Here is a 21,164-nt window from a genome sequence, read left to right as displayed (position 1 = left end):
TGCCACTCACTGTCACTCTACACGATACGCGCAAAGCCCGCCGCTAAATCATCCAGCAGATCGGTAACATTTTCTAACCCGATGTGAACGCGAATCAGGGTGCCGCTGAAATCGACTTCAGCATCCGGGCGGATCGCGGCGATTTGCTCCGGCTGGTTGGCTAAAATCAGTGATTCAAACCCGCCCCAGGAGTAGGCCATGCTGAACAAGCTGAAGTGATCCAGATAGGCGGAAAGCTCGGCGTCGGTCAGGCGTTTATTGAGCACAAAAGAGAACAGGCCGCTGCTGCCGGTGAAGTCGCGTTTCCAGAACTCATGCCCTTTGCTGCCGGGCAACGCCGGGTGATTGACGTGCGCCACCTGCGGGTGCTGCGCCAGCCATTCGGCGATGTGCAGGCTGCTTTCATGGTGCTGACGCAGGCGTACGCCTAAAGTGCGCAGGCCGCGGCTGGTCATATAGGCGGTATCGGCGTCCAGCATTTGCCCCATCAGGTAGGCATTTTCGCGCAGTTGCGCCCAACAGCGCTCATTGGATACCGCAGTGCCGACCATCCCGTCGGAATGGCCAATCAGGTATTTGGTTCCGGCCTGAATGGAAATATCGATGCCGAAATCCAGCGCTTTAAACAGTATGCCCGCCGCCCAGGTGTTGTCGATCATGATGATGGCTTCGGGGGCGACGCTGCGAACCGCCGCAACGATTGCCGGAACATCATGAATTTCCATGGTGATGGAGCCGGGAGATTCCAGAAATACCACGCGGGTGTTGGGCTGCACCAGACGAGCGATATCTCCGCCGATTAATGGGGCGAACCAACTGGTGCTTACGCCAAGTTTAGCGAGGATTTTAGTGCAAAAATCCTGGGTCGGTTCGTAGGCGGTGTTGGTCATCAGAACATGGTCGCCCTGCTCGACAAAAGCCAGGATGCTATTGGCGACCGCCGCTGCGCCGCAGGGGAAAAGGGCGCAGCCCGCGCCGCCCTCTAGCTCGCACATCGCTTCTTGCAGGGAAAAGTGGGTCAGGGTGCCGCGACGACCGTAAAACAGCTCGCCTTTGGCCCTGTTACGGGTGGCCTGTTTTTTGGCTTCGACGGTTTCGAAAACCAGCGATGACGCGCGCTGAATCACGCTGTTTACCGAGCCCTGAGTATACTTTTGACGGCGGCCAGCGTGGACCAGCGCAGTATCAAGATGTTTATCAGTCATGTTCAGATAACCTGTTTTTATACGTCTGGACGTCTAAACTAACATGAATACTTATTTGTGTACCGGGCATCGACGGATACAGGTAAAAATTTTCCTAAAGCCGGAGCCAGCAACTTTTTTACTGCGTAAGCGCAAGGAAAATAAACGTGATTTGCTGCACAGTGTAAATACTAATGAGAACCACTATCAATTCGATGTCGTTTTGATATTATTGTGCGCAGATTTTGTGATTTACGTCCTGGAGATACAGTGTGGGTAATAATTTGATGCAGGCGGATCTCTCCGTTTGGGGTATGTATCATCATGCCGATATTGTCGTTAAGGTAGTGATGATTGGCCTGATTCTGGCGTCGGTCGTTACATGGGCTATCTTTTTCGGCAAAGGCGCAGAGATCCTGGCCAGCAAACGCCGCCTCAAGCGCGAACAGCAGCAGGTTGCTGAAGCACGCTCTCTCGACCAGGCCAGCGATATCGCTAGCGCTTTCCATGCTAAAAGCCTGACTTCGCAACTGCTCAATGAAGCGCAGAATGAGCTGGAGCTTTCCGCAGGCGTGGAAGATAACGAAGGCATTAAAGAACGTACCGGTTTCCGCCTTGAGCGTCGCGTGGCGCAGGTCGGCCGCTATATGGGGCGTGGTAACGGTTATCTGGCGACTATCGGTGCAATCTCCCCGTTCGTCGGCCTGTTTGGTACCGTCTGGGGCATCATGAACAGCTTTATCGGTATTGCCCAGACGCAAACCACTAACCTGGCGGTTGTTGCTCCAGGCATCGCGGAAGCGCTGCTGGCGACGGCGATAGGCCTCTTCGCCGCGATCCCGGCTGTTGTTATCTACAACATCTTCGCTCGTATGATTGCCAGCTACAAAGCTTCTCTTGGCGATGTTGCAGCGCAGATATTGCTGCTGCAAAGCCGTGACCTCGACCTGAGCGCCAGCGGCGTTAAGTCGGTCCGTACCGCACAGAAATTACGCGTAGGTTGATGCTTTATGGCAATGCATTTTAACGAAAACCTCGATGATAACGGCGAAATGCATGACATCAACGTGACGCCGTTTATCGACGTCATGCTGGTGCTGCTGATCATCTTTATGGTGGCGGCTCCGCTCGCTACCGTAGACGTGAAGGTGAATCTCCCGGCATCTTCCAGCCAGCCGCAGCCGCGTCCTGAAAAGCCTATTTATCTGTCGGTGAAAGCGGATAAAACCATGTTCCTCGGTAATGACCCGATCACTGAAGAGAGCATGATTACGTCGCTGGATGTTCTGACTGAAGGCAAGAAGGACACGACGGTCTTCTTCCGCGCGGATAAAACCGTGGATTACGAGACGATGATGAAAGTTATGGATACTTTGCATCAGGCGGGCTATCTGAAGATTGGTCTGGTGGGCGAAGAAACCGTAAAAGCAAAATAACCCCCCTCTCCAGTGCATCTCCCCCAGGCTGGCCTCGTGCCAGCCTTTTTTACATCTGAAAGCCAAACTTGTAAGACCAATCGACTAGATGTGTGACAACTTTCTCAGTTAACAGAAAACATAAACCCGATGCGAAAAATGGCAATAGGATAGTTTTTATCCTCCCTCTAGAGTGAAGACCACTTCATCTGAGAGGGATAATATTGTGAATCACGATAATAAACTGTCATTTGCGGAGAAGCTGGGATACGGCATGGGGGATGCAGCCTGCGGTATCGTCTACTCTTCAGTGACGATGTTTTTGACCTGGTTTTATACGGATATTTATGGACTCTCCGCTGCGGCAGTAGGGGTGATGTTCCTGGTGACTCGCGTCCTTGATGCCATTACCGACCCGCTAACCGGCATTGTTGCAGACCGCGTTAAAACCCGCTGGGGCCATTTTCGCCCCTGGCTTATCTGGTTTGCCATACCTTACGCCGTGCTGGCGGTGATGACTTTCACCACGCCGGAATTTGGCGCATCGGGTAAACTGGTTTACGCCTACCTGACTTACACCTTGCTCATGCTGTGCTACACCTTTATCAATATTCCCTACTGCGCGCTGGGCGGGGTGATCACTCGCGATGAAAAAGAACGACTTTCAGCCCAGTCATATCGTTTTACGATCTCTTCTCTCGCCGGTCTGATGGTTTCCGTCGCCACGCTGTTTCTGGTGGACTTTTTAGGTAAAGAAAACAAGCAGTTTGGTTTCCAGGCAACGATGGGGATCATGGGCGCGATTGCTATTGTGATGCTGGCGTTCTGCTTTTTCTCTACCAAAGAACGCGTGGCGCCTGCGGTTGAGCAGCAGGGAAGTGTGCGTGAGGATTTACGCCAGCTTCTGGCGAACGATCAGTGGCGCATCGTGGCGATTATTACCTTTTTCTCAAGTATGGCGGGGGTGATGCGCAGCGCCGCTACGCTTTACTACGCCACCTATCTGATGCTGGGGGGCGTGGAGTCTGCCGCGGGAACGGCGATGAAATCAGCCTTTGTTTCGACCAGCGTTGTAGGAACCATTATTGGCAGTATCGTCGCCGGATGGCTGGCGAAACGCTACCGTGCGGTATCGCTGTTTAAAAACATCAACCTGCTGCTGGTGCTGGTTGGGGTAGTGATGTTCTTTGTGCCGCCGACCTGGCTGCCGGTGGTTTTCCCGCTGTATTTCCTGGTCGGCTTCTTCCACCAGATGTACCAGCCCTTTAAATGGAACATGATGGCGAACGCCGCTGACTATGGCGAATGGAAATTTGGCCGTCGTATCACCGGTCTGTCCTATTCTGGCAATCTGTTTGCGCTGAAAATGGGGATGGCGGTCGCTGGTGCAGCCGTAGGCTTTTCGCTTGGGCTATTTGGCTATCAGGCCGGTGTGACGGAACAAACCACAATGGCGACGATGGGTATCGTGGGGTTGTTAACGCTCGGCCCATCGCTCTCATACCTGGTCCTGTGGTGGCTGGCGCGTTTCTATAAGCTGGACGACAAAATGATGCAGACCATTCAGCGTGATTTGTCCATGCGTGAGCAGCAGGTGCAACCAGAGCCGCAGTTGCCAGCGAACGCTGTCCCAGAGAAAGCCTAAGGAAACACAAAAATGACAACTTCTGAATACCAGAACCCGATTTTGTGCGCCGACTACTCCGACCCGGATATCGTGCGCGTAGGGGATGACTTCTTTATGGTCTCCTCCAGCTTTAACCATATGCCTGCTTTGCCGATCCTGCATTCAACGGACCTGGTGAACTGGACCATTATCAACCACGTATTAGACGAGTTGCCGCTGCCGGGCTATGACGCTTATCAGCCGGGTAAGGGCGTCTGGGCACCGTCAATTCGCTGGCATGACGGTAAGCTGTGGGTCTGCTTCAGCACGCCCGATGAAGGGATTTTTATCTGTCATACCGACGATCCGTGGGGAAAATGGAGTGCTCCACACTGCCTGCGTCAGGCTAAGGGCTGGATCGATCCCTGCCCGTTTTGGGACGACAACGGACAGGCCTGGCTGGTACATGCCTTTGCCCATAGCCGCAGCGGCATTAAGCATAAACTGCAGCTGTTCGCGATGGCCCCGGACGCTAGCGAGCTGCTGGGAGAAGGTCTGATTATCTATGATGGCTGTTGCGATTTACCTACGCTTGAAGGGCCAAAAGTTTATCAACGTGCTGGTTGGTATTACATCTTTGCCCCTGCGGGCGGGGTGGAAACCGGCTGGCAAACGGTACTACGTGCGCGCGAGATGATCGGTCCCTGGGAAGCGAAAAACGTGCTGTTCCAGGGGGCGACAGCGGTGAATGGCCCGCATCAGGGCGGCTGGGTTGAGGGTGAAGAGGGCGAATGCTGGTTCGTTCACTTCCAGGATTTACATCTCTATGGCCGTGTGGTGCATTTACAGCCGATGTTCTGGGGCGATGACGGCTGGCCGCGCATTGGCGAGCAGATTGACGACAGTGGTGCCGGACAACCGGTTTCACGCTGGCCTCGCCCGAAGGGGCTACGCTCTTCACCAACGCTCGCGCCGCAAACCAGCGACGATTTTGCGCACGGGGCGCCGGGTCGACAGTGGCAGTGGCAGGCTAACCCAAACCCTGAATGGTTGCTGCCTGCGAAAGAGCAACTGCATTTACGCTGTGTCCCTCTGCCGGAAGTTGATGGGCAGAGAACCTTCTATTGGGCGCCGCAACTGTTGTTGCAAAAGTTTCCAGCGCTGACCTTCAGTGCACAGACAACCGCAGTGCTGCATGCCGCTCAGGACGGGGATGTCGGAGGCCTGATGATCTACGGCGAACGCTATGCGGCGCTGCTGGTGGAGTTCACGCAAGGAGGTTATCAGCTGGTATGGCGACACGGCTGGATGAGCGATGCGGGCGTGGTGCGGGAAAAGCACCAGGTTCTTGCGGAGCTGGAGAGCGGCGAGTGCCAGCTCAAAGTTGCCGTTGGTGAAGGTGGGCTGTGTCAATTCTCCTGGCGCGTGGAAGAGGGGGAGTGGCTGGCTGTTCCGTTGAGCTTTGCCGCCGGTAAAGGGAAATGGGTTGGTGCGAAATTTGGCCTGGTGGCGGCCGCGACGGATGGCCTGCGAAGCGAGGGATACTGCGTGTTCCCGGCTTTTGACGTGACCCTTTAAAGGATGTGTTCCTGGCCGCACGTAAATGATGCGGGCGGCTGGATGTTGCATTAACGTTGCTCTGTTGCGGTATAATGGCGGTCGTTTATGTTAACTGACAGGATCTTATGGAACGCTTTCTGGAAAACGCTATGTATGCCTCGCGCTGGCTGCTGGCACCGGTTTATTTTGGCCTTTCGCTTGGGCTGATTGCGCTGACGATCAAATTTTTTCAGGAGATCTTCCACATACTGCCGCATATTTTCAGCGTCAGTGAGTCGGATATGATTCTGACCCTGCTGTCGCTGGTGGATATGACCCTGGTGGGCGGTCTGCTGGTGATGGTCATGTTCTCCGGCTATGAAAATTTTGTCTCGCAACTGGATATCAACGAGGGCAAAGAAAAGCTCAGTTGGCTGGGTAAAATGGACGCTACCTCACTGAAAAATAAGGTTGCTGCCTCCATTGTGGCTATCTCTTCCATTCACCTGCTGCGGGTGTTTATGGATGCGAAAAATGTCCCCGATAATAAGCTAATGTGGTACGTCATTATCCACCTGACGTTCGTGCTGTCGGCCTTTGTAATGGGCTATCTCGATCGTCTGACGAAAGTTAAACACTGAAGCTGATGGCATACCTGTTTTAGGCATTGTGTTTATTTTTCTGCCGGGTGGCGGCTTGCGCCTTACCCGGCCTACAAAATCTGTCGTTCCTTCTCTCGGTTTCTACTCTCCTCTACTGGCACATACCCGAGCTTCTGCTTTGCTTAAAGGGCGCTTAATAACGGAGGAAGGATGATGACGCGACTGACGGCCAAAGATTTCCCACAGCAGTTGCTGGAGTACTATGACTACTATGCTCACGGCAAAATCAGCAAACGCGAGTTTCTGCAGATGGCGGGAAAATATGCCGTCGGCGGTATGACCGCGTTAGCGTTGTTTAATCTGCTGAAGCCTAACTATGCTCTGGCGGAGCAGGTGGCGTTTACCGACCCGGATATCCGTCCGGAATATATTCACTATCCCTCTCCTGATGGCCACGGCGAAGTGCGGGCGTACCTGGTGACGCCGACGAAAATCACTAACAAAGCGCCTGCCGTAGTGGTGGTGCATGAGAACCGTGGTCTGAATCCCTACATTGAGGATGTTGCCCGGCGGGTGGCGAAAGCGGGCTATATCGCGCTGGCGCCGGATGGCCTGAGCTCCGTTGGCGGTTATCCCGGCAATGATGATGAAGGCCGTGCGCTGCAGCAGAAAGTCGATCCTGTGAAGCTGATGAATGATTTTTTCGCAGCAGTAGCGTTTATGGAGAAGCATCCGCGGGCAACGGGAAAGGTCGGGATTACCGGTTTTTGCTACGGCGGCGGCGTCAGCAATGCGGCAGCGGTGGCGATCCCTGAGCTGGCCTGCGCGGTACCGTTTTACGGTCGCCAGCCGCCGCTGAACGAAGTCGACAAAATTAAGGCCCCGCTGCTGCTGCACTATGCCGGACTGGATAGTGGCATCAATGAAGGCTGGCCCGCCTATGAAAAAGCGCTAAAGGAACACAATAAGGTCTATGAGGCTTATATTTATCAGGGCGTTAACCACGGTTTTCATAATGACTCCACGCCGCGCTACGATCGGGCTGCCGCCGAGCTGGCCTGGCAGCGCACGCTGGCATGGTTCGAGAAGTATCTGCGCTAGCGAAATCGGCTGAAATAGCACTACCACTCGCTCAAAAAATCGCTATATAATTTTGTATATAACGATTGGGGGGAGTTCGATGGAAAACCATTTTGGTAAAGGCCTAATGGCGGGGCTACAGGCGTCCCATGCAGACACCGCCACGCATGCGGCAAATTTTTGCTCCGACTATAAACGTGGGTTCGTGCTCGGCTATTCACACCGCATGTTTGAAAAAACCGGCGACCGCCAGCTTAGCGCCTGGGAAGCGGGGATCCTCACCCGTCGCTATGGCCTGGACAGGGATATGGTGATGGACTTCTTCAAAGAGGGAAGTTCGTGCACGTCGATGCGCTATTTTATGGCGGGATATCGGCTGGAAAGCTAAAAACCGGAGGCTGAAGCCTCCGGTGGGCAAGTGCATTAGGCTTGGCGCTTATCTTCGATTTGCGTCTCGAAATCGCTGGCGGCATGGCGCTCGTGGAGCTGCTCATTGAGCGGGCCGAAGGTACGGTTAACCATGCGTCCACGCTGAACGGCCGGACGGTCTCCGACCTCCTGCGCCCAGCGCAGCACGTTTTTATAGCTGCCTGCATCAAGGAATTCGGCGGCGTTGTAAACATTCCCCAACACCACGTTGCCGTACCACGGCCAGATAGCCATATCGGCAATGGTATACTCTTCTCCTGCCACAAAACGACCGCGGGCAAGCTGCTTATCCAGTACGTCAAGCTGGCGCTTGGCTTCCATCGTAAAGCGATCGATCGCGTATTCGATTTTCACCGGGGCATAGTTGAAGAAGTGGCCAAAGCCGCCGCCGAGGAACGGAGCCGCACCCTGCAACCAGAACAGCCAGTTAAGGGTTTCGGTGCGGCCTGCCGGATCTTTTGGCAGGAAGAAACCGAACTTCTCCGCTAGATAGAGCAGGATGCTGCCGGATTCAAAAACGCGCGTCGGCGGCGTGGTGGAGTGGTCGCTGAGCGCGGGGATTTTCGAGTTCGGGTTAACCTCGATAAAGCCGCTAGAGAACTGATCGCCTTCGCCGATGCGAATCAGCCAGGCGTCATACTCCGCGCCGCTGACGCCCAGCGCCAGCAGCTCTTCCAGCATAATGGTCACCTTCTGACCATTGGGCGTCCCCAGCGAATAGAGCTGAAGCGGGTGTTCGCCCACCGGCAGCTCCTGGTCATGGGTTGCGCCGGAGACGGGACGGTTGATATTGGCGAATGCGCCGCCGTTGTTTTGCTTCCATTCCCACACTTTTGGTGGTTGGTAGTTATTCTCTGACATGCTGGCCTGCCTTTTTCATGAGGTGTTGAAATAGTGTAGTTGGCGCTATAGCGCCGGAGCCGTACTAAGCCAGAATTCGCGCGGCCCACACGCTGATATCATCGCCGCTGCCGAGATCCGCCTGGACCAGGCCGTTAACCATAAAGGTCGGCGACACGTGAATGCCGTTCTGGCGGGCGTATTTGCTATGCCATTTGATCTCGTTTTGCAGCTCAGGACGGGCAAAGGCCGCAGCCAGCGAGACGTGGCTATAGCGTTCGATTCGCTCAATAATCTGCTGCGGCGTGACGTTCATGTTTGGCCCGCTACAGTGGTCGGTAAACTCGAACTCCTCACGGTGGTCAGCGACGGCTTTCAGCACCTTGTGCGCCTGCTCGCGACCGTGCGGTAGAGTGGATGCGGCGAGAATGCAGCGCACGATGACGCCGGAGAACAGATGCCACGGCTGAGACTGAAGACGAATTTTGATGGTGATGTTATCCGCGCCAACTTCATCCAGCAGGTCATCAAGCTTATTGAAGGCGCGCACCGAGTAAGGGCAGGTCGGTTCGAGGAACACCTCAAAGGTGCGTGGGCCATGCCCCCAGACCAGCGGTTGGGCAGTCAGATGCGAAGGTGTGCTCATTGTCGACTCCTGATTGTTTTTTTATCTCAAATAACGATATCACTTTTGCCTGGCGGCGCAGGCTTATTTTCCTTAAGGGCACGATTAGCGAATCGAATGAGTGGTATCATCATTTCACCTCTGTCTGGTAAGTGCCTGCGGCAGGATAAGAAGAGGGAGTTTTGTTTCGCCAACTGCCCGGGCTGCATTAATTTGAGGTCAGGCTAAATGAGCAAAGGTTCGACAAACAGTGACGCCCCGTTTGGTACACTTTTAGGCTACGCGCCGGGCGGCGTAGCAATTTATTCTTCGAATTACAGTAGCTTAAATCCACAAGATTATCCGGATGACGCCACGTTCCGCAGTTATATCGGTAATGAGTATATGGGGCACAAATGGCAGTGCGTAGAGTTTGCGCGCCGCTTTCTGTTCCTCACCTACGGCTTTGTGTTTACCGACGTCGGCATGGCCTACGAAATCTTCTCTCTGCGTTTTCTGCGCGAAGTGGTCAACGACAATATTCTACCGCTGCAGGCTTTCGCTAACGGCTCCCGCCGTCCGCCGATGGCCGGTTCTCTACTGATTTGGCAGAAGGGTGGCGAGTTTAAACACACCGGACACGTGGCGGTAATTACTCAACTGGTCGGGAATAAAGTGCGGATCGCCGAGCAGAATGTGATTCACGCGCCGCTGCCGCAGGGCCAGCAGTGGACCCGCGAGCTGACGCTGGAAGTTAAAAACGGCATCTACACGATTAAAGACACCTTTGCCGATACCGAAATCCTTGGCTGGATGATCCAAACCGCTGATACCGAGCACAGCCTGCCGCAGCCGGTTCTGCCGGGTGACGCGATGGCTATCAAAGGCGCGCGGTTGCCGAATAAAGGCCAGTTCCGCGGCAACTGGCTCAACGAGAAAGATTCGCTGCAAAAAGCCTACGTTGAAGCCAACGGCCACGTTATCAATAAAGACCCTTACCAGTATTTCACCATTAGCGAAAGCGCCGAGCAGGAGCTTATCAAGGCGACCAACGAGCTGCATTTGATGTACCTGCACGCCACCGATAAGGTGATGAAGGATGACAGCCTGCTGGCGCTGTTCGATATTCCGAAAATCCTCTGGCCGCGCCTGCGCCTCTCGTGGCAGCGCCGTCGGCATCATATGATTACCGGTCGTATGGATTTCTGTATGGATGAGCGCGGGCTGAAGGTTTATGAGTACAACGCCGACTCCGCTTCCTGCCATACCGAAGGTGGCCTGATCCTCGAACAGTGGCTGAAACAGGGTTACTACGGTACCGGACACAACCCGGCGGAAAACCTGCTGGATGAGCTGGCCGGGGCGTGGAAGCACAGCCGGGCGCGCCCTTTCGTGCATATCATGCAGGACAAGGATCTGGAGGAGAACTATCACGCGCAGTTTATCCAGCGTTCGCTGACGCAGGCCGGTTTCGACAGCAAAATCCTGTACGGCCTTGATGAGCTGCACTGGGATGCCGCCGGGCAGCTTATTGACGCCGACGGTCGGCTGGTCAACTGCGTCTGGAAAACCTGGGCATGGGAAACCGCCATTGAGCAGGTGCGTGAAGTCAGCGCCGACGAGTATGCCGCCGTGCCGATTCGCACCGGGCATCCCAATAATGAAGTGCGTCTGATTGACGTTCTGCTGCGTCCTGAAGTCTTAGTGTTTGAGCCGCTGTGGACGGTCATCCCCGGCAACAAGGCGATTCTGCCGGTGCTGTGGTCGCTGTTCCCGAACCATCGTTACCTGCTGGATACCGATTTTGTGGTCAACGAGCAGCTAGCGGAAACCGGCTATGCGGTTAAGCCAATCTCAGGCCGCTGTGGTAACAACATTGACCTGATTGGCCCGCAGGACGAAGTGCTGGATAAAACCAGCGGTCAGTTTTTCGACCGCAAGAATATTTACCAACAGCTGTGGTGCCTGCCGAAGGTGGATGGAAAATACATCCAGGTTTGCACCTTTACCGTTGGCGGTAACTATGGCGGCACCTGCCTGCGCGGCGATGATTCGCTGGTGGTGAAAAAAGAGAGCGATATTGAGCCGTTAATCGTGCTAAAAGACAAAGATAGCCGTTAAGTTTAGCCCCGGATTGCGGCGATTCTCGCTACCTGCGGCATTTGTAGCCCGGGCAAGGCGCATCGCGCCGCCCCCGGGTAAGTCCGCAGGGGCGGCAGAATTTCCCGGAGGCGATGCTGCGCATCTGTCCGGGCTACCAGGGTATGAACACTAAGCCCTCGGTAAACGTAGCGCGGCCAGGGAATTATCGGTAAAAAAATAGATAAAACATCACAACAACAAGACAGAAAAGGAAAATAGTATGCACGATCGGCGACTCGCCGCCCGCGCGGGTGAGCTTAAGCCCTCCGCCGTCCGCGAACTTCTCAAGCACAGTAAACTGCCCGGCGTTATCTCTCTGGGCGGCGGCATTCCGGCCCCGGAGCTTTTTGATACCGAAGGTCTGAACCTGGCGGTGCAGCAGGTGATGAGCGGGCGCTTTAACGATGCGTTCCAGTACGGTTTGACCGAAGGATACCCACCGCTGCGTCAGGCGGTGAGCGAACTGTGCCATGCGCGCGGCGTAGCCTGTCCGGCAAGCCATGTCTATATCACCTCCGGCTCACAGCAGTCGCTGGATATGGTGGCTCGTACGCTGCTCGATCCGGGCGATGCCATTGTCGTTGAGCGTCCAACCTATCTGGCGGCGCTGCAGGTATTCCAACTGGCGCAGGCCAATATCCTCAGCGTCGATACCGACGATGACGGCATGCTGGTTGAACAGTTGGCCGATCTGCTGGAAACCACCCGCGTCAAAGCCGTTTACCTGGTGCCGACCTTCGGAAACCCCGGCGGGAAAACCCTGAGCGAAGCGCGCCGCCGCCGCGTTGTGGAACTGGCGAAGCAGCATGATTTCGTGATTATCGAAGATGATCCGTATGGTGAAATCAGCTTCACAGATGAAGTGTATCGCCCGTTGTATCAGCATGCGGTTGAGCTGGGTTGTGAAGATCAGGTGGTGTACACCTCCACGTTCTCCAAGATCCTTGCGCCGGGAATGCGCATTGGCTGGATCGTGATGCCGGACTGGCTGGCGCAGCAGACGGTGATCGTCAAGCAAGCGGCGGATCTGCACACCAATATGCTGTCGCAGGTGATCACCACGGAATACCTGGGTATGAATCGTCTGGAAAATCAGATAGCCCTGATCCGCGAAGATTACCGCAAGAAGTGCGTGGCGCTGGCCGATGCGCTGGAATCCCGCCTTGGTGAGCATCTTGAGTTCAGCCGACCAAAAGGCGGTATGTTCCTGTGGGCCCGCTTCCGCTATCCGTTTGATACCATGGAATGGATGAAGAAAACGCTGGAAAACGGCGTGGTCTATGTGCCTGGGGAAGCGTTCTATAACGACAACCCCGATACCCGCACGCTGCGTCTGTCCTACTCTACGGTATCGGCAGACGGCCTGATGACCGCCGTTGAGCGTCTGGCGAAGTCACTGTAATCACCCAGCTTCGCGCCGCCTGGCGGCGCGGAGTTTCCTGCCTGATATTTCTCTTTTAAAGAACCGAGAGTAACTCAATGAATCGCGAAACATTACCCATAGTGTTGGTTCCTGGGTTTATGCTGGATGAAACCCTGTGGGATGATTTTGTGGCTGCTTTTCCACAGGAGCGAACTTTTATTCGCGCCGGACTTAATCACGGCGACAGCATCAGTGCGATAGCGCGATACATCGTTGATGATCTACCCCCGCGTTTTATCCTCATTGGATTTTCGCTGGGTGGCTATGTCGCCCGCGCGATCGTCGAACAGTATCCGCAGGCGGTAGCCGGTCTGGTGCTGATAGCTACCTCGTTGCGTGAAGACAGCGCTGAACAGCAAAAAATAAAACAGGCAGCCATTGCAGCTGTGTCGGCATCATCGTCGTTTAATGGAATCAGTCCTTCGGCGATAGCTGGAACCCTGCATCCGCAGCGGGCAGGAGATAAAACGCTGGTAGCAAAAATCAGGGCGATGGGTGCGAGACTTGGTGCGGAAGCTTTTCGCCATCAGGCCAGCCTGGTTCGCGACCATCTCACCACGCAGCCCATTACCTGTCCAACGCTGGTCATTGCTGCCGCTCAGGATCCCTCTCGTTCGTTGGATGAATTACAGGAATTACAGGCGAGTATTACAGGCGCGGAGCTTCAGATAATCGATGATTGTGGTCATATGCTGCCGCTGGAACAGCCTGCACAACTGGCGAAAGCGGTCAGTGAGTGGATCGAAAAGTGGGATTGACGAAACTGTATTGAATCGCCCGCAGCAGATGGCTGCGGGCAAGAGAAACTCAGAGGAGGGCGCTCTGGCGGCTTATCGCCAGCCCTGGTTGTTAATCCTGCTCAGCAATGCGATCGTCAAGCCAAATAAGCATCAATGAGGAGAGAAAAGCGACAGCAATGGTACTAATAACTAACAGCATAAGAAGAGCCTCAGGGGTTTTATTATTTTTGTGCTTTTACCGATGAGTGATTATTTCTGTCCGTGATGGTGACTTTAGTATCTTGTTGGGAGGTGGCGAGGGTGAAAAAATCATCAGCGTCAATGTCGAAATTTAGAACGATTTCCTTATATTTCCCACAGTTAATTAACTCTTTTGCTTCTTTCATACTACAGGCTGTAATTGTCGGCATCAGTTTCATCTCGTTTAAAAACTGAGAAGCAAAATAAGAGCTTGTTGATACCAGATCAACTACTTTTTATGGTAATGGCAATCATAAGTTGGATTGATGATTGCGGCTGCCGATAGCCAATTGAAACATAATTTCTGTTTTACCTTTCCTGCCAGCGTTTCATTTTGCGGACGGCGTTCCAGCATGAGCCAATCTTCGGCGTCAAAAATTGACCCCTTTACAATTTTGTGGGGAATAGTAAGCCGCCAGCGACGACGGCTTGCTGTGGTTTTTTAAAAGGTGTAGGCCACGCTTAAATTGCCGCTATAGCCGTGGCTGTCGCCGCCGCTGGCGATTTCCGCCTGGCCGCCCAGGTTCAGGCTCAGCGCACCGCGCGTCACGCCAATGTTGGCACCTGCATTGAACATATCGCGGCTATTGAAGGCTGAGTTTTGTACGACCTCATATTGATAAACTTGTCCACGAGTGCGCACCGAGGGGCCACTGAAGCTATGTTCATAGCCGACATTCACCGCCGGGGAAATCGTCCAGTTGCCGCTGTTTTGCGGATTAAAGGCGAAATTAATATTGGCAACGCCGCTGGCATTATTTTCACTAACGCGATCGACATCGAGCGCCAGTTCGCTGCCGTTCTCATGGAAGGCATCCATGCGCAGATGGGTTAATCGGGTGCCGACAGAATACTCGACGCTGGCGAAATCGAGCGGGCTCACGTAGCCGAGGCGTAGCGTACCGCCGAACAGTTGTCCGTGGGTATCGCCAGTGGCGGTACCCAGTCCGCCGCCCATCTTGCGGGTGCTGCTGTAGTCAATCCAACCGGCGTTAAGATCGGCTGCGGCAAAGAGACCGTGATTAAGATCCTCGAATGCATAGCGGCCACCGAAACCTAACAACGTGGTATTAGCATCCGCGTCGGCGTTGGCGCTGCCCAGTGAACCCCAGCTATATCCCAGCGTGCCGTAGCCGCTAAACTGCGAGTTCATCCTCTGGGTATAACCCAGCAGCGTACCGGTGGTGTGCTCATTGCTGCTGGCGGCGCGGGCGGAACCGTCGGTACCCAGATAACCGTTAAGCCCGGTTAACCACAGTTTTCCTTCGCCATCGCGCAGCTGGCGGCTGTCGATATTCGGTGCCAGCGCACGATCCAGACGTGAGCCGCTACGCAGCAGATAACTCGCGGCATCCGCATGAATTTGTCCACCAACCTGAGACTCCACTCCGCCAAGCGTTCCGGCATCAATAGCCGATTGCAGATAGTTGTTATAAGCGGTGTAACGGCCGGAAAGCTCACTGTTTTGTAGCGCGTTAAGCAGCGCCGCGCCCTGTGCTGCATTCCCCCGTAGCCCGCTCTGCCCCGGAAGCTGGCCATAATGGACCATTTTTCCGCGCAGTACGTAGAGAGTCTCCTGCGATAGCCCAAGCCCTTGCTTCAGATAGTTATCGACGGAGCCGTACTCGCGGGTGATCTCATCCAGTCCTGCCTGCAGATAGCTGGCATCGACGCCAAGCAGCGGCTCGTAAATCTCCGCCATAGCCGGCGGCATCATCGCCAGGGTCGCCTCAATACGCTGACGAGTGTAATCGTTGGTGGCGAGGTAGTTTTCCATAATGGTTGCCTTGTCGACGCCGGCGATACTCAGCAGCATGGCGGCGGTCCAGCCGGTTCGGTCTTTGCCTGCGGTGCAGTGGAACAGGGCGGCACCGTCGGCGCTGGCCAGATCGTTAAACAGAGTGCTGAACTGCGCGCGCATCCCGGCATCGCTGACGAAGGAGACGTTGGTCTGCTGCATCATCGCTTTGGCTTCAGCGGCGCTGCTAAAAGTTATCGAGGTAATGTTACTGCCTGATATAGTCATTCACACCCTGAGAGTTACACTTTTAAGTGATTCAGGGTATGCGCTTACTGGTTACGAATATTGTGCCAGAATCATGTGGTTTGATGATTGCCGCTTTGCTTTCGAGCCAGTAAGTGCTCCACGTTCGCTAACGAATACTCAGGGCATGCAGAAAAACTGCTGACTATATTTCTTTCGAAGAGCGTGGAATGCATACCAATCCTCGATTTAAAGGAGCTGGTGATGACTGCGATTAATCAGTTTGCTGCTCATGTTGGTCTGGACTGGGCGGATAAAAAACACGATGTCTGCGTTCAGTTTAAAAACGGCAAGCGCATATTCCAGGTGGTTGAACACACTCCGGAAGCACTTGATATCTGGCTCAACGAGTTGCACCAAAAGGTGAAAGGCAGGATCGCTATCGCCCTTGAGCTGAAGAAAGGCCCGGTGGTGTATGCTCTCCAGAAGTACCCATTTGTCACTGTTTTTCCTGTGCACGCGTTGTCACTGGCCCGCTATCGGCAGACCTTCTGGCCAAGCGGTGCTAAGGATGATCCACAGGATGCTGAGTTAGCATTAGAGCTAATGCTACGCTATCCCCAAAAGATAAAAGCCATAGAACCCGACAATGGCAATATCCGATTACTTCAACAGTTAGTTGAGCAGCGTCGACTGCTGGTTGAGGACAAACGCCGCTTTGTGAATCGACTCATCAATACGCTAAAACAGTATTATCCTCAGCCCCTGGAGTGGTTCTCACATCGGGGTAGCTTACTGTTGTGTGAGCTGATTATCCGGTGGCCCAGTCTGCAACAACTGAAACGAGCCAGGCGCGACACGATTCGCAACTTTCTGAATGCCAAAGGTGGCCGCGCAATGGCCCTTACCGAGCAACGTGTTGCGAATATTGATAACGCGATCCCATTGACGACAGACCTGAGTGTTATAGAGGCTAATGCTTTGATGGCAACAGCACTGGCGACACAAATTAAAGTCGTGAGTGAAATCATCAAAACCTATGACGAACGAATCGAAACGCTGTTTGACACATTGCCAGATGCTGGGCTGTTCAAATCACTTCCGGGCATGGGGCCGTGTATGGGCCCACGTATGCTTGCTGCACTTGGTGATAACCGTGATCGGTTTAACAGCGCTGAAGAAATTCAAAACTATGCAGGTATTGCACCGGTGACCGAACGAAGTGGCCAGAAATCATGGGTTCACTGGCGATGGCAATGTGCCAAGTTCGTCAGGCAGACCTTTGTTGAATGGGCTGCCAAGACGGTTAATTCATCATACTGGGCCAAACTTTATTACCAGAGACAGCGAGAAAAAGGGAAATCGCATCAATCAGCAATCCGGGCTCTGGCGTTTAAATGGATAAGGATCATTTACCGCTGCTGGAAGACCAGAACCCGCTACGACGAAGCTAAATATTTGCTGACACTGGAAGCGCGAAAGTCGCCCTTACTGAAGCCATAAAAAGCTTGTCGAATGTCTCAGGGCGTGAAGCGGACGTTGCAAACATCACGCTTTTTTAATCAATGAGGAATAGGTCATCTTGGGTAGCAGTGTAGCGTCAAGGCTAGCCAGAAAGACTGAGTCAGCAATGCAAAAATCCGGTAAGATGCAAAAGCAGTAATAATAAATAGCAAAGTCCCTTGCTTACAGAAAGGATGACCAGCCCATGAAACTGTACGTAACTGGAAACGGATTTGATTTACACCATGGACTTGATACCAGCTATTTTTCTTTCGGCTATTTTCTGCGATCGCATCAGCGCGAGTCGTACAATAACTTAGGGAAGGTGCGAACAAGTCCCTGATATGAGATCATGTTTGTCATCTGGAGCCATGGAACAGGGTTCATCATGAGTCATCAACTTACCTTCGCCGACAGTGAATTCAGCAGTAAGCGCCGTCAGACCAGAAAAGAGATTTTCTTGTCCCGTATGGAGCAGATTCTGCCATGGCAAAACATGGTGGAAGTCATCGAGCCGTTTTACCCCAAGGCTGGTAATGGCCGGCGACCTTATCCGCTGGAAACCATGCTACGCATTCACTGCATGCAGCATTGGTACAACCTGAGCGATGGCGCGATGGAAGATGCTCTGTACGAAATCGCCTCCATGCGTCGGTTTGCCCGGTTATCCCTGGATAGCGCCTTGCCTGACCGCACCACCATCATGAATTTCCGCCACCTGCTGGAGCAGCATCAACTGGCCCGCCAATTGTTCAAGACCATCAATCGCTGGCTGGCCGAAGCAGGCGTCATGATGACTCAAGGCACCTTGGTCGATGCCACCATCATTGAGGCACCCAGCTCGACCAAGAACAAAGAGCAGCAACGCGATCCGGAGATGCATCAGACCAAGAAAGGCAATCAGTGGCACTTTGGCATGAAGGCCCACATTGGTGTCGATGCCAAGAGTGGCCTGACCCACAGCCTAGTCACCACCGCGGCCAACGAGCATGACCTCAATCAGCTGGGTAATCTGCTGCATGGAGAGGAGCAATTTGTCTCAGCCGATGCCGGCTACCAAGGGGCGCCACAGCGCGAGGAGCTGGCCGAGGTGGATGTGGACTGGCTGATCGCCGAGCGCCCCGGCAAGGTAAGAACCTTGAAACAGCATCCACGCAAGAACAAAACGGCCATCAACATCGAATACATGAAAGCCAGCATCCGGGCCAAGGTGGAGCACCCATTTCGCATCATCAAGCGACAGTTCGGCTTCGTGAAAGCCAGATACAAGGGGTTGCTGAAAAACGATAACCAACTGGCGATGTTATTCACGCTGGCCAACCTGTTTCGGGCGGACCAAATGATACGTCAGTGGGAGAGATCTCACTAAAAACTGGGGATAACGCCTTAAATGGCGAAGAAACGGTCTAAATAGGCTGATTCAAGGCATTTACGGGAGAAAAAATCGGCTCAAACATGAAGAAATGAAATGACTGAGTCAGCCGAGAAGAATTTCCCCGCTTATTCGCACCTTCCCCAGCTCCTCCATCACGTCGACGATGCGATCGTAATATGCGGAGGGTTTCATCCGGCCATCTTCCTCAAACTCCATCCAAGCTTTGGCGACGGAAGACTGATTGGGAATGGTGATCATCCTCATCCAGCGCCCCAAAATACGCATTTGATTGACCGCATTAAAGGACTGAGAACCGCCACTGACTTGCATCACTGCCAAGGTTTTTCCCTGGGAAGGACGTACCGCACCCTCTGAAAGGGGGATCCAGTCTATTTGAGATTTCATGATACCTGTCATGGCACCGTGGCGTTCAGGGGAGCACCATACCATCCCTTCTGACCAACGTACCAATTCGCGCAGCTCCATCACTTTCGGGTGTGTCTCCGGCGCATCATCCGGAAGGGGAAGTCCTGAGGGATTAAAAATGCGGACCTCCGCACCCATAGCCGTGAGCAAGCGCGCCGCTTCTTCGGTCGCCAGCCTGCTGTAAGAGCGCTCCCGAACAGAACCGTACAGCATCAGTATGCGTGGCGCTTGTTCCGCTGCACTCAGGCCCAGTTTCTCCCCACTGACCGGGGCATCGAAAATGTCGAGAATGATATTAGGCAGATTGTCTTTTATTTTGTTCATGATGGGATCTCAGTCTTGGCAAGGGTTGATGTCGTAACAGATGAGCAGGAGGTATTGGCCACGCAGCATTCTTCGAGCAGGAAGTTGATGATCTGGCTCAGCAGCGCATATTGTGGCTGGCAATACAGGATCCGCCCCTGTCGTTCCTGGCGAATGAGCCCCACCGACAGTAGCGCGGAAAGATGATGGCTGAGTGTCGAGGCGGGGATCTCCAGACGTTTTTGCAATTCCCCCACGGGGAGACCTTCGTACCCGAATTTGACTAGCTCTTTGAACACGCTGAGTCGGGTCGGGTGCCCCAGTTCTTTCAACGCTTCAGCCGCTATATTGATATTCATGACACCTCCATTAATCTATATTTCCAGAATAATGGAAATGTAGTCAAATGCAACTCTTATTGAAAGGCTTTCAACGCCTACATTGATTTGGATATTTTTACGCATTTTCTGTTCTTCTGTTATCCAGCAAACTGTATAGCGGTAGTGATTTCACTTAAAACCAGACGTGTAATATACCTCCTGCCATACCGCAGCAGATCACAACCAGCCAAGGGGGAAATTTCCAATATATCAACGCCAACAGGGCTACCAGAGCAAAACCAAAATCTTGCGGCGTTTGAATGGTGCTCGTCCATACCGGTTTATAAAGCGCCGCCAGTAGCAATCCCACAACGGCAGCGTTGATGCCGAAGATTGCCCCCCGCATGCGGGCATTGTGACGAATCAGCTCCCAAAAAGGCAACGCCCCCGCAACCAATAAGAAAGAGGGAATAAAAATCGCCAGCAAGCAGAGTGCTCCGCCAATCACACCTGAAGGCCCCACGCTCATTGACGCGCCAATAAATGCCGCGAACGTAAACAGAGGCCCGGGAACTGCCTGAGCGGCACCGTAACCCGCCAGAAATATGTCATTGCTCAACCAGCCGGCCGGTATCACCTCGGCTTGCAATAGAGGCAAGACGACGTGCCCACCGCCGAAAACCAGCGAGCCCGCTCGATAAAAGACGTCAACCATTGACAGCGCAGTCCCAGGAAACAGCCCCGCCAGCAACGGCAATCCTGACAACAGTGCCAGGAACAGCATCAGCCATGCCACGCCCATCCTGGCGCTAATCGGTATTGGCAGCCGATCTGAGGTGGCTTTAACGGGTGTTGGTGTAAAAATCAACAGGCCGAACAGTGCAGCGAGTATGATGATCCCCAACTGACTCCACGCGAAAGGCAGCCATAGCGCCAGGCAGGCTGCCGCCACCATTATCGTTACCCGGGCCGCATCTGTGCACAGTTGGCGAGCCATGCCCCAAACCGCTTGGGCGACTATGGCAACGGCCACCACTTTCAACCCATGTAAAGCACCTGCAGACAGGGTGCCACCAAAATGCGTAAGGCCTGAAGCAAACAAGATCAAAAGTATGGCTGAAGGCAGGGTAAAACCGGTCCAGGCAGCCAAAGCCCCCATATAACCAGCCCGCGATAACCCGATAGCGATCCCAACTTGGCTGCTTGCCGGACCAGGCAAAAATTGGCACAGGGCCACTAAATCGGCGTAGCTGCTTTCGGATATCCATTTTCTGCGCGTGACGAATTCGTTATGAAAATACCCCAAATGGGCCACGGGGCCGCCGAATGATGTCAGGCCAAGCCTGAGAAAAATGAGAAAGACCTCCCATGTTGACTGGCCTGCAAGCTTAGAATTCGACACGTATTCT

At 53.8% G+C, this 21,164-nt stretch carries 21 protein-coding genes and 1 pseudogene; 14 read left to right on the top strand and 8 right to left on the bottom strand.

The window, feature by feature from the left end:
* Positions 1-17: 17 nt before the first annotated feature.
* Complete coding sequence (gene metC / locus HV127_RS02925) at positions 18-1,205, bottom strand: cystathionine beta-lyase (protein ID WP_182234955.1); 1,188 nt, start codon at positions 1,203-1,205, stop codon at positions 18-20.
* Between the two features lie 251 nt (positions 1,206-1,456).
* Between metC and exbB the strand changes: the two genes are divergently transcribed.
* The 7 genes from exbB (at position 1,457) to HV127_RS02890 (ending at position 7,814) form a co-directional block, all read left to right on the top strand.
* Entirely contained in the window at positions 1,457-2,188 is a 732-nt protein-coding gene (exbB, locus tag HV127_RS02920; protein WP_182234954.1) for a tol-pal system-associated acyl-CoA thioesterase, read from the top strand.
* A 6-nt stretch (positions 2,189-2,194) separates the two neighbouring features.
* Positions 2,195-2,620, top strand: a complete 426-nt coding sequence (exbD, locus tag HV127_RS02915) for a TonB system transport protein ExbD (RefSeq protein WP_112213736.1) — start codon at positions 2,195-2,197, stop codon at positions 2,618-2,620.
* Between the two features lie 205 nt (positions 2,621-2,825).
* Positions 2,826-4,244 (top strand): MFS transporter, encoded by a 1,419-nt coding sequence (locus HV127_RS02910; RefSeq protein WP_182234953.1) that lies wholly within the window; start codon positions 2,826-2,828, stop codon positions 4,242-4,244.
* A 12-nt stretch (positions 4,245-4,256) separates the two neighbouring features.
* Positions 4,257-5,783, top strand: coding sequence for a glycoside hydrolase 43 family protein (locus tag HV127_RS02905; RefSeq protein WP_182234952.1), 1,527 nt, complete (start codon positions 4,257-4,259; stop codon positions 5,781-5,783).
* A 107-nt stretch (positions 5,784-5,890) separates the two neighbouring features.
* Positions 5,891-6,385: a TIGR00645 family protein gene (locus HV127_RS02900; protein ID WP_004105804.1), complete on the top strand. Its 495-nt coding sequence runs from the start codon at positions 5,891-5,893 to the stop codon at positions 6,383-6,385.
* Between the two features lie 174 nt (positions 6,386-6,559).
* Entirely contained in the window at positions 6,560-7,447 is an 888-nt protein-coding gene (gene yghX, locus HV127_RS02895) for a YghX family hydrolase (protein WP_182240543.1), read from the top strand.
* A 79-nt stretch (positions 7,448-7,526) separates the two neighbouring features.
* A complete protein-coding gene (locus tag HV127_RS02890; RefSeq protein WP_110273054.1) occupies positions 7,527-7,814 on the top strand; it encodes a DUF2623 domain-containing protein in 288 nt (95 codons plus the stop codon).
* Positions 7,815-7,849: 35 nt separating this feature from the next.
* Here the strand turns inward: HV127_RS02890 and yghU are convergent, their stop codons facing one another.
* Positions 7,850-8,716, bottom strand: a complete 867-nt coding sequence (yghU, locus tag HV127_RS02885; protein WP_182234951.1) for a glutathione-dependent disulfide-bond oxidoreductase — start codon at positions 8,714-8,716, stop codon at positions 7,850-7,852.
* A gap of 64 nt (positions 8,717-8,780) precedes the next feature.
* Positions 8,781-9,341: a thioredoxin domain-containing protein gene (locus tag HV127_RS02880; protein WP_182234950.1), complete on the bottom strand. Its 561-nt coding sequence runs from the start codon at positions 9,339-9,341 to the stop codon at positions 8,781-8,783.
* On the opposite strand from HV127_RS02880, the gene HV127_RS32080 reads away from it, so the two are divergent.
* The 4 genes from HV127_RS32080 to HV127_RS02865 all read left to right on the top strand — a co-directional run bounded on the left by HV127_RS32080 (position 9,341) and on the right by HV127_RS02865 (position 13,622).
* Entirely contained in the window at positions 9,341-9,472 is a 132-nt protein-coding gene (locus HV127_RS32080) for a hypothetical protein (protein ID WP_309146792.1), read from the top strand. The two genes, HV127_RS02880 and HV127_RS32080, sit on opposite strands and share 1 nt — an antisense overlap.
* Before the next feature lie 76 nt (positions 9,473-9,548).
* On the top strand, positions 9,549-11,420 hold the full coding sequence (gene gss / locus HV127_RS02875; protein ID WP_182234949.1) for a bifunctional glutathionylspermidine amidase/synthase: 1,872 nt from the start codon (positions 9,549-9,551) through the stop codon (positions 11,418-11,420).
* 241 nt (positions 11,421-11,661) lie between these two features.
* Entirely contained in the window at positions 11,662-12,843 is a 1,182-nt protein-coding gene (locus HV127_RS02870; RefSeq protein ID WP_182234948.1) for a PLP-dependent aminotransferase family protein, read from the top strand.
* Positions 12,844-12,920: 77 nt separating this feature from the next.
* Positions 12,921-13,622 (top strand): alpha/beta hydrolase, encoded by a 702-nt coding sequence (locus HV127_RS02865; protein WP_182234947.1) that lies wholly within the window; start codon positions 12,921-12,923, stop codon positions 13,620-13,622.
* Between the two features lie 203 nt (positions 13,623-13,825).
* On the opposite strand, the gene HV127_RS02860 is transcribed toward HV127_RS02865, so the two are convergent.
* Both HV127_RS02860 and HV127_RS02855 read right to left on the bottom strand, forming a co-directional pair.
* Positions 13,826-14,014, bottom strand: coding sequence for a hypothetical protein (locus HV127_RS02860; RefSeq protein WP_110273060.1), 189 nt, complete (start codon positions 14,012-14,014; stop codon positions 13,826-13,828).
* Between the two features lie 272 nt (positions 14,015-14,286).
* Positions 14,287-15,870, bottom strand: a complete 1,584-nt coding sequence (locus HV127_RS02855) for a tyrosine-protein phosphatase (RefSeq protein WP_228727447.1) — start codon at positions 15,868-15,870, stop codon at positions 14,287-14,289.
* A 222-nt stretch (positions 15,871-16,092) separates the two neighbouring features.
* Here HV127_RS02855 and HV127_RS02850 point away from each other — a divergent pair, with 222 nt between their 5' ends.
* From HV127_RS02850 to HV127_RS02840, 3 genes are all read left to right on the top strand, one after another.
* Positions 16,093-17,331, top strand: a complete 1,239-nt coding sequence (locus HV127_RS02850) for an IS110 family transposase (protein ID WP_182234946.1) — start codon at positions 16,093-16,095, stop codon at positions 17,329-17,331.
* Between the two features lie 205 nt (positions 17,332-17,536).
* The gene (locus HV127_RS32010; RefSeq protein ID WP_228727446.1) at positions 17,537-17,674 is read left to right on the top strand and encodes an AbiH family protein; all 138 of its coding nucleotides are present in this window, start codon (positions 17,537-17,539) and stop codon (positions 17,672-17,674) included.
* 45 nt (positions 17,675-17,719) lie between these two features.
* Entirely contained in the window at positions 17,720-18,700 is a 981-nt protein-coding gene (locus HV127_RS02840) for an IS5-like element IS5 family transposase (RefSeq protein ID WP_042934497.1), read from the top strand.
* Positions 18,701-18,838: 138 nt separating this feature from the next.
* Here HV127_RS02840 and arsH read toward each other — a convergent pair.
* The 3 genes and pseudogenes from arsH to chrA all read right to left on the bottom strand — a co-directional run.
* Positions 18,839-19,456: pseudogene (arsH, locus tag HV127_RS02835) on the bottom strand (arsenical resistance protein ArsH); the annotation flags it as partial.
* The gene (locus tag HV127_RS02830; protein ID WP_060422837.1) at positions 19,453-19,794 is read right to left on the bottom strand and encodes a metalloregulator ArsR/SmtB family transcription factor; all 342 of its coding nucleotides are present in this window, start codon (positions 19,792-19,794) and stop codon (positions 19,453-19,455) included. The gene HV127_RS02830 and the pseudogene arsH, both read right to left, overlap by 4 nt.
* Positions 19,795-19,948: 154 nt before the next feature.
* Positions 19,949-21,157: a chromate efflux transporter gene (gene chrA, locus HV127_RS02825; RefSeq protein WP_182234945.1), complete on the bottom strand. Its 1,209-nt coding sequence runs from the start codon at positions 21,155-21,157 to the stop codon at positions 19,949-19,951.
* Between the last annotated feature and the right edge of the window lie 7 nt (positions 21,158-21,164).

The organism is Klebsiella sp. RHBSTW-00215 (genome assembly GCF_014103785.1).
In the GTDB taxonomy this organism is placed as follows: domain Bacteria; phylum Pseudomonadota; class Gammaproteobacteria; order Enterobacterales; family Enterobacteriaceae; genus Klebsiella.
This window is presented reverse-complemented; position numbering and strand designations above follow the sequence as displayed.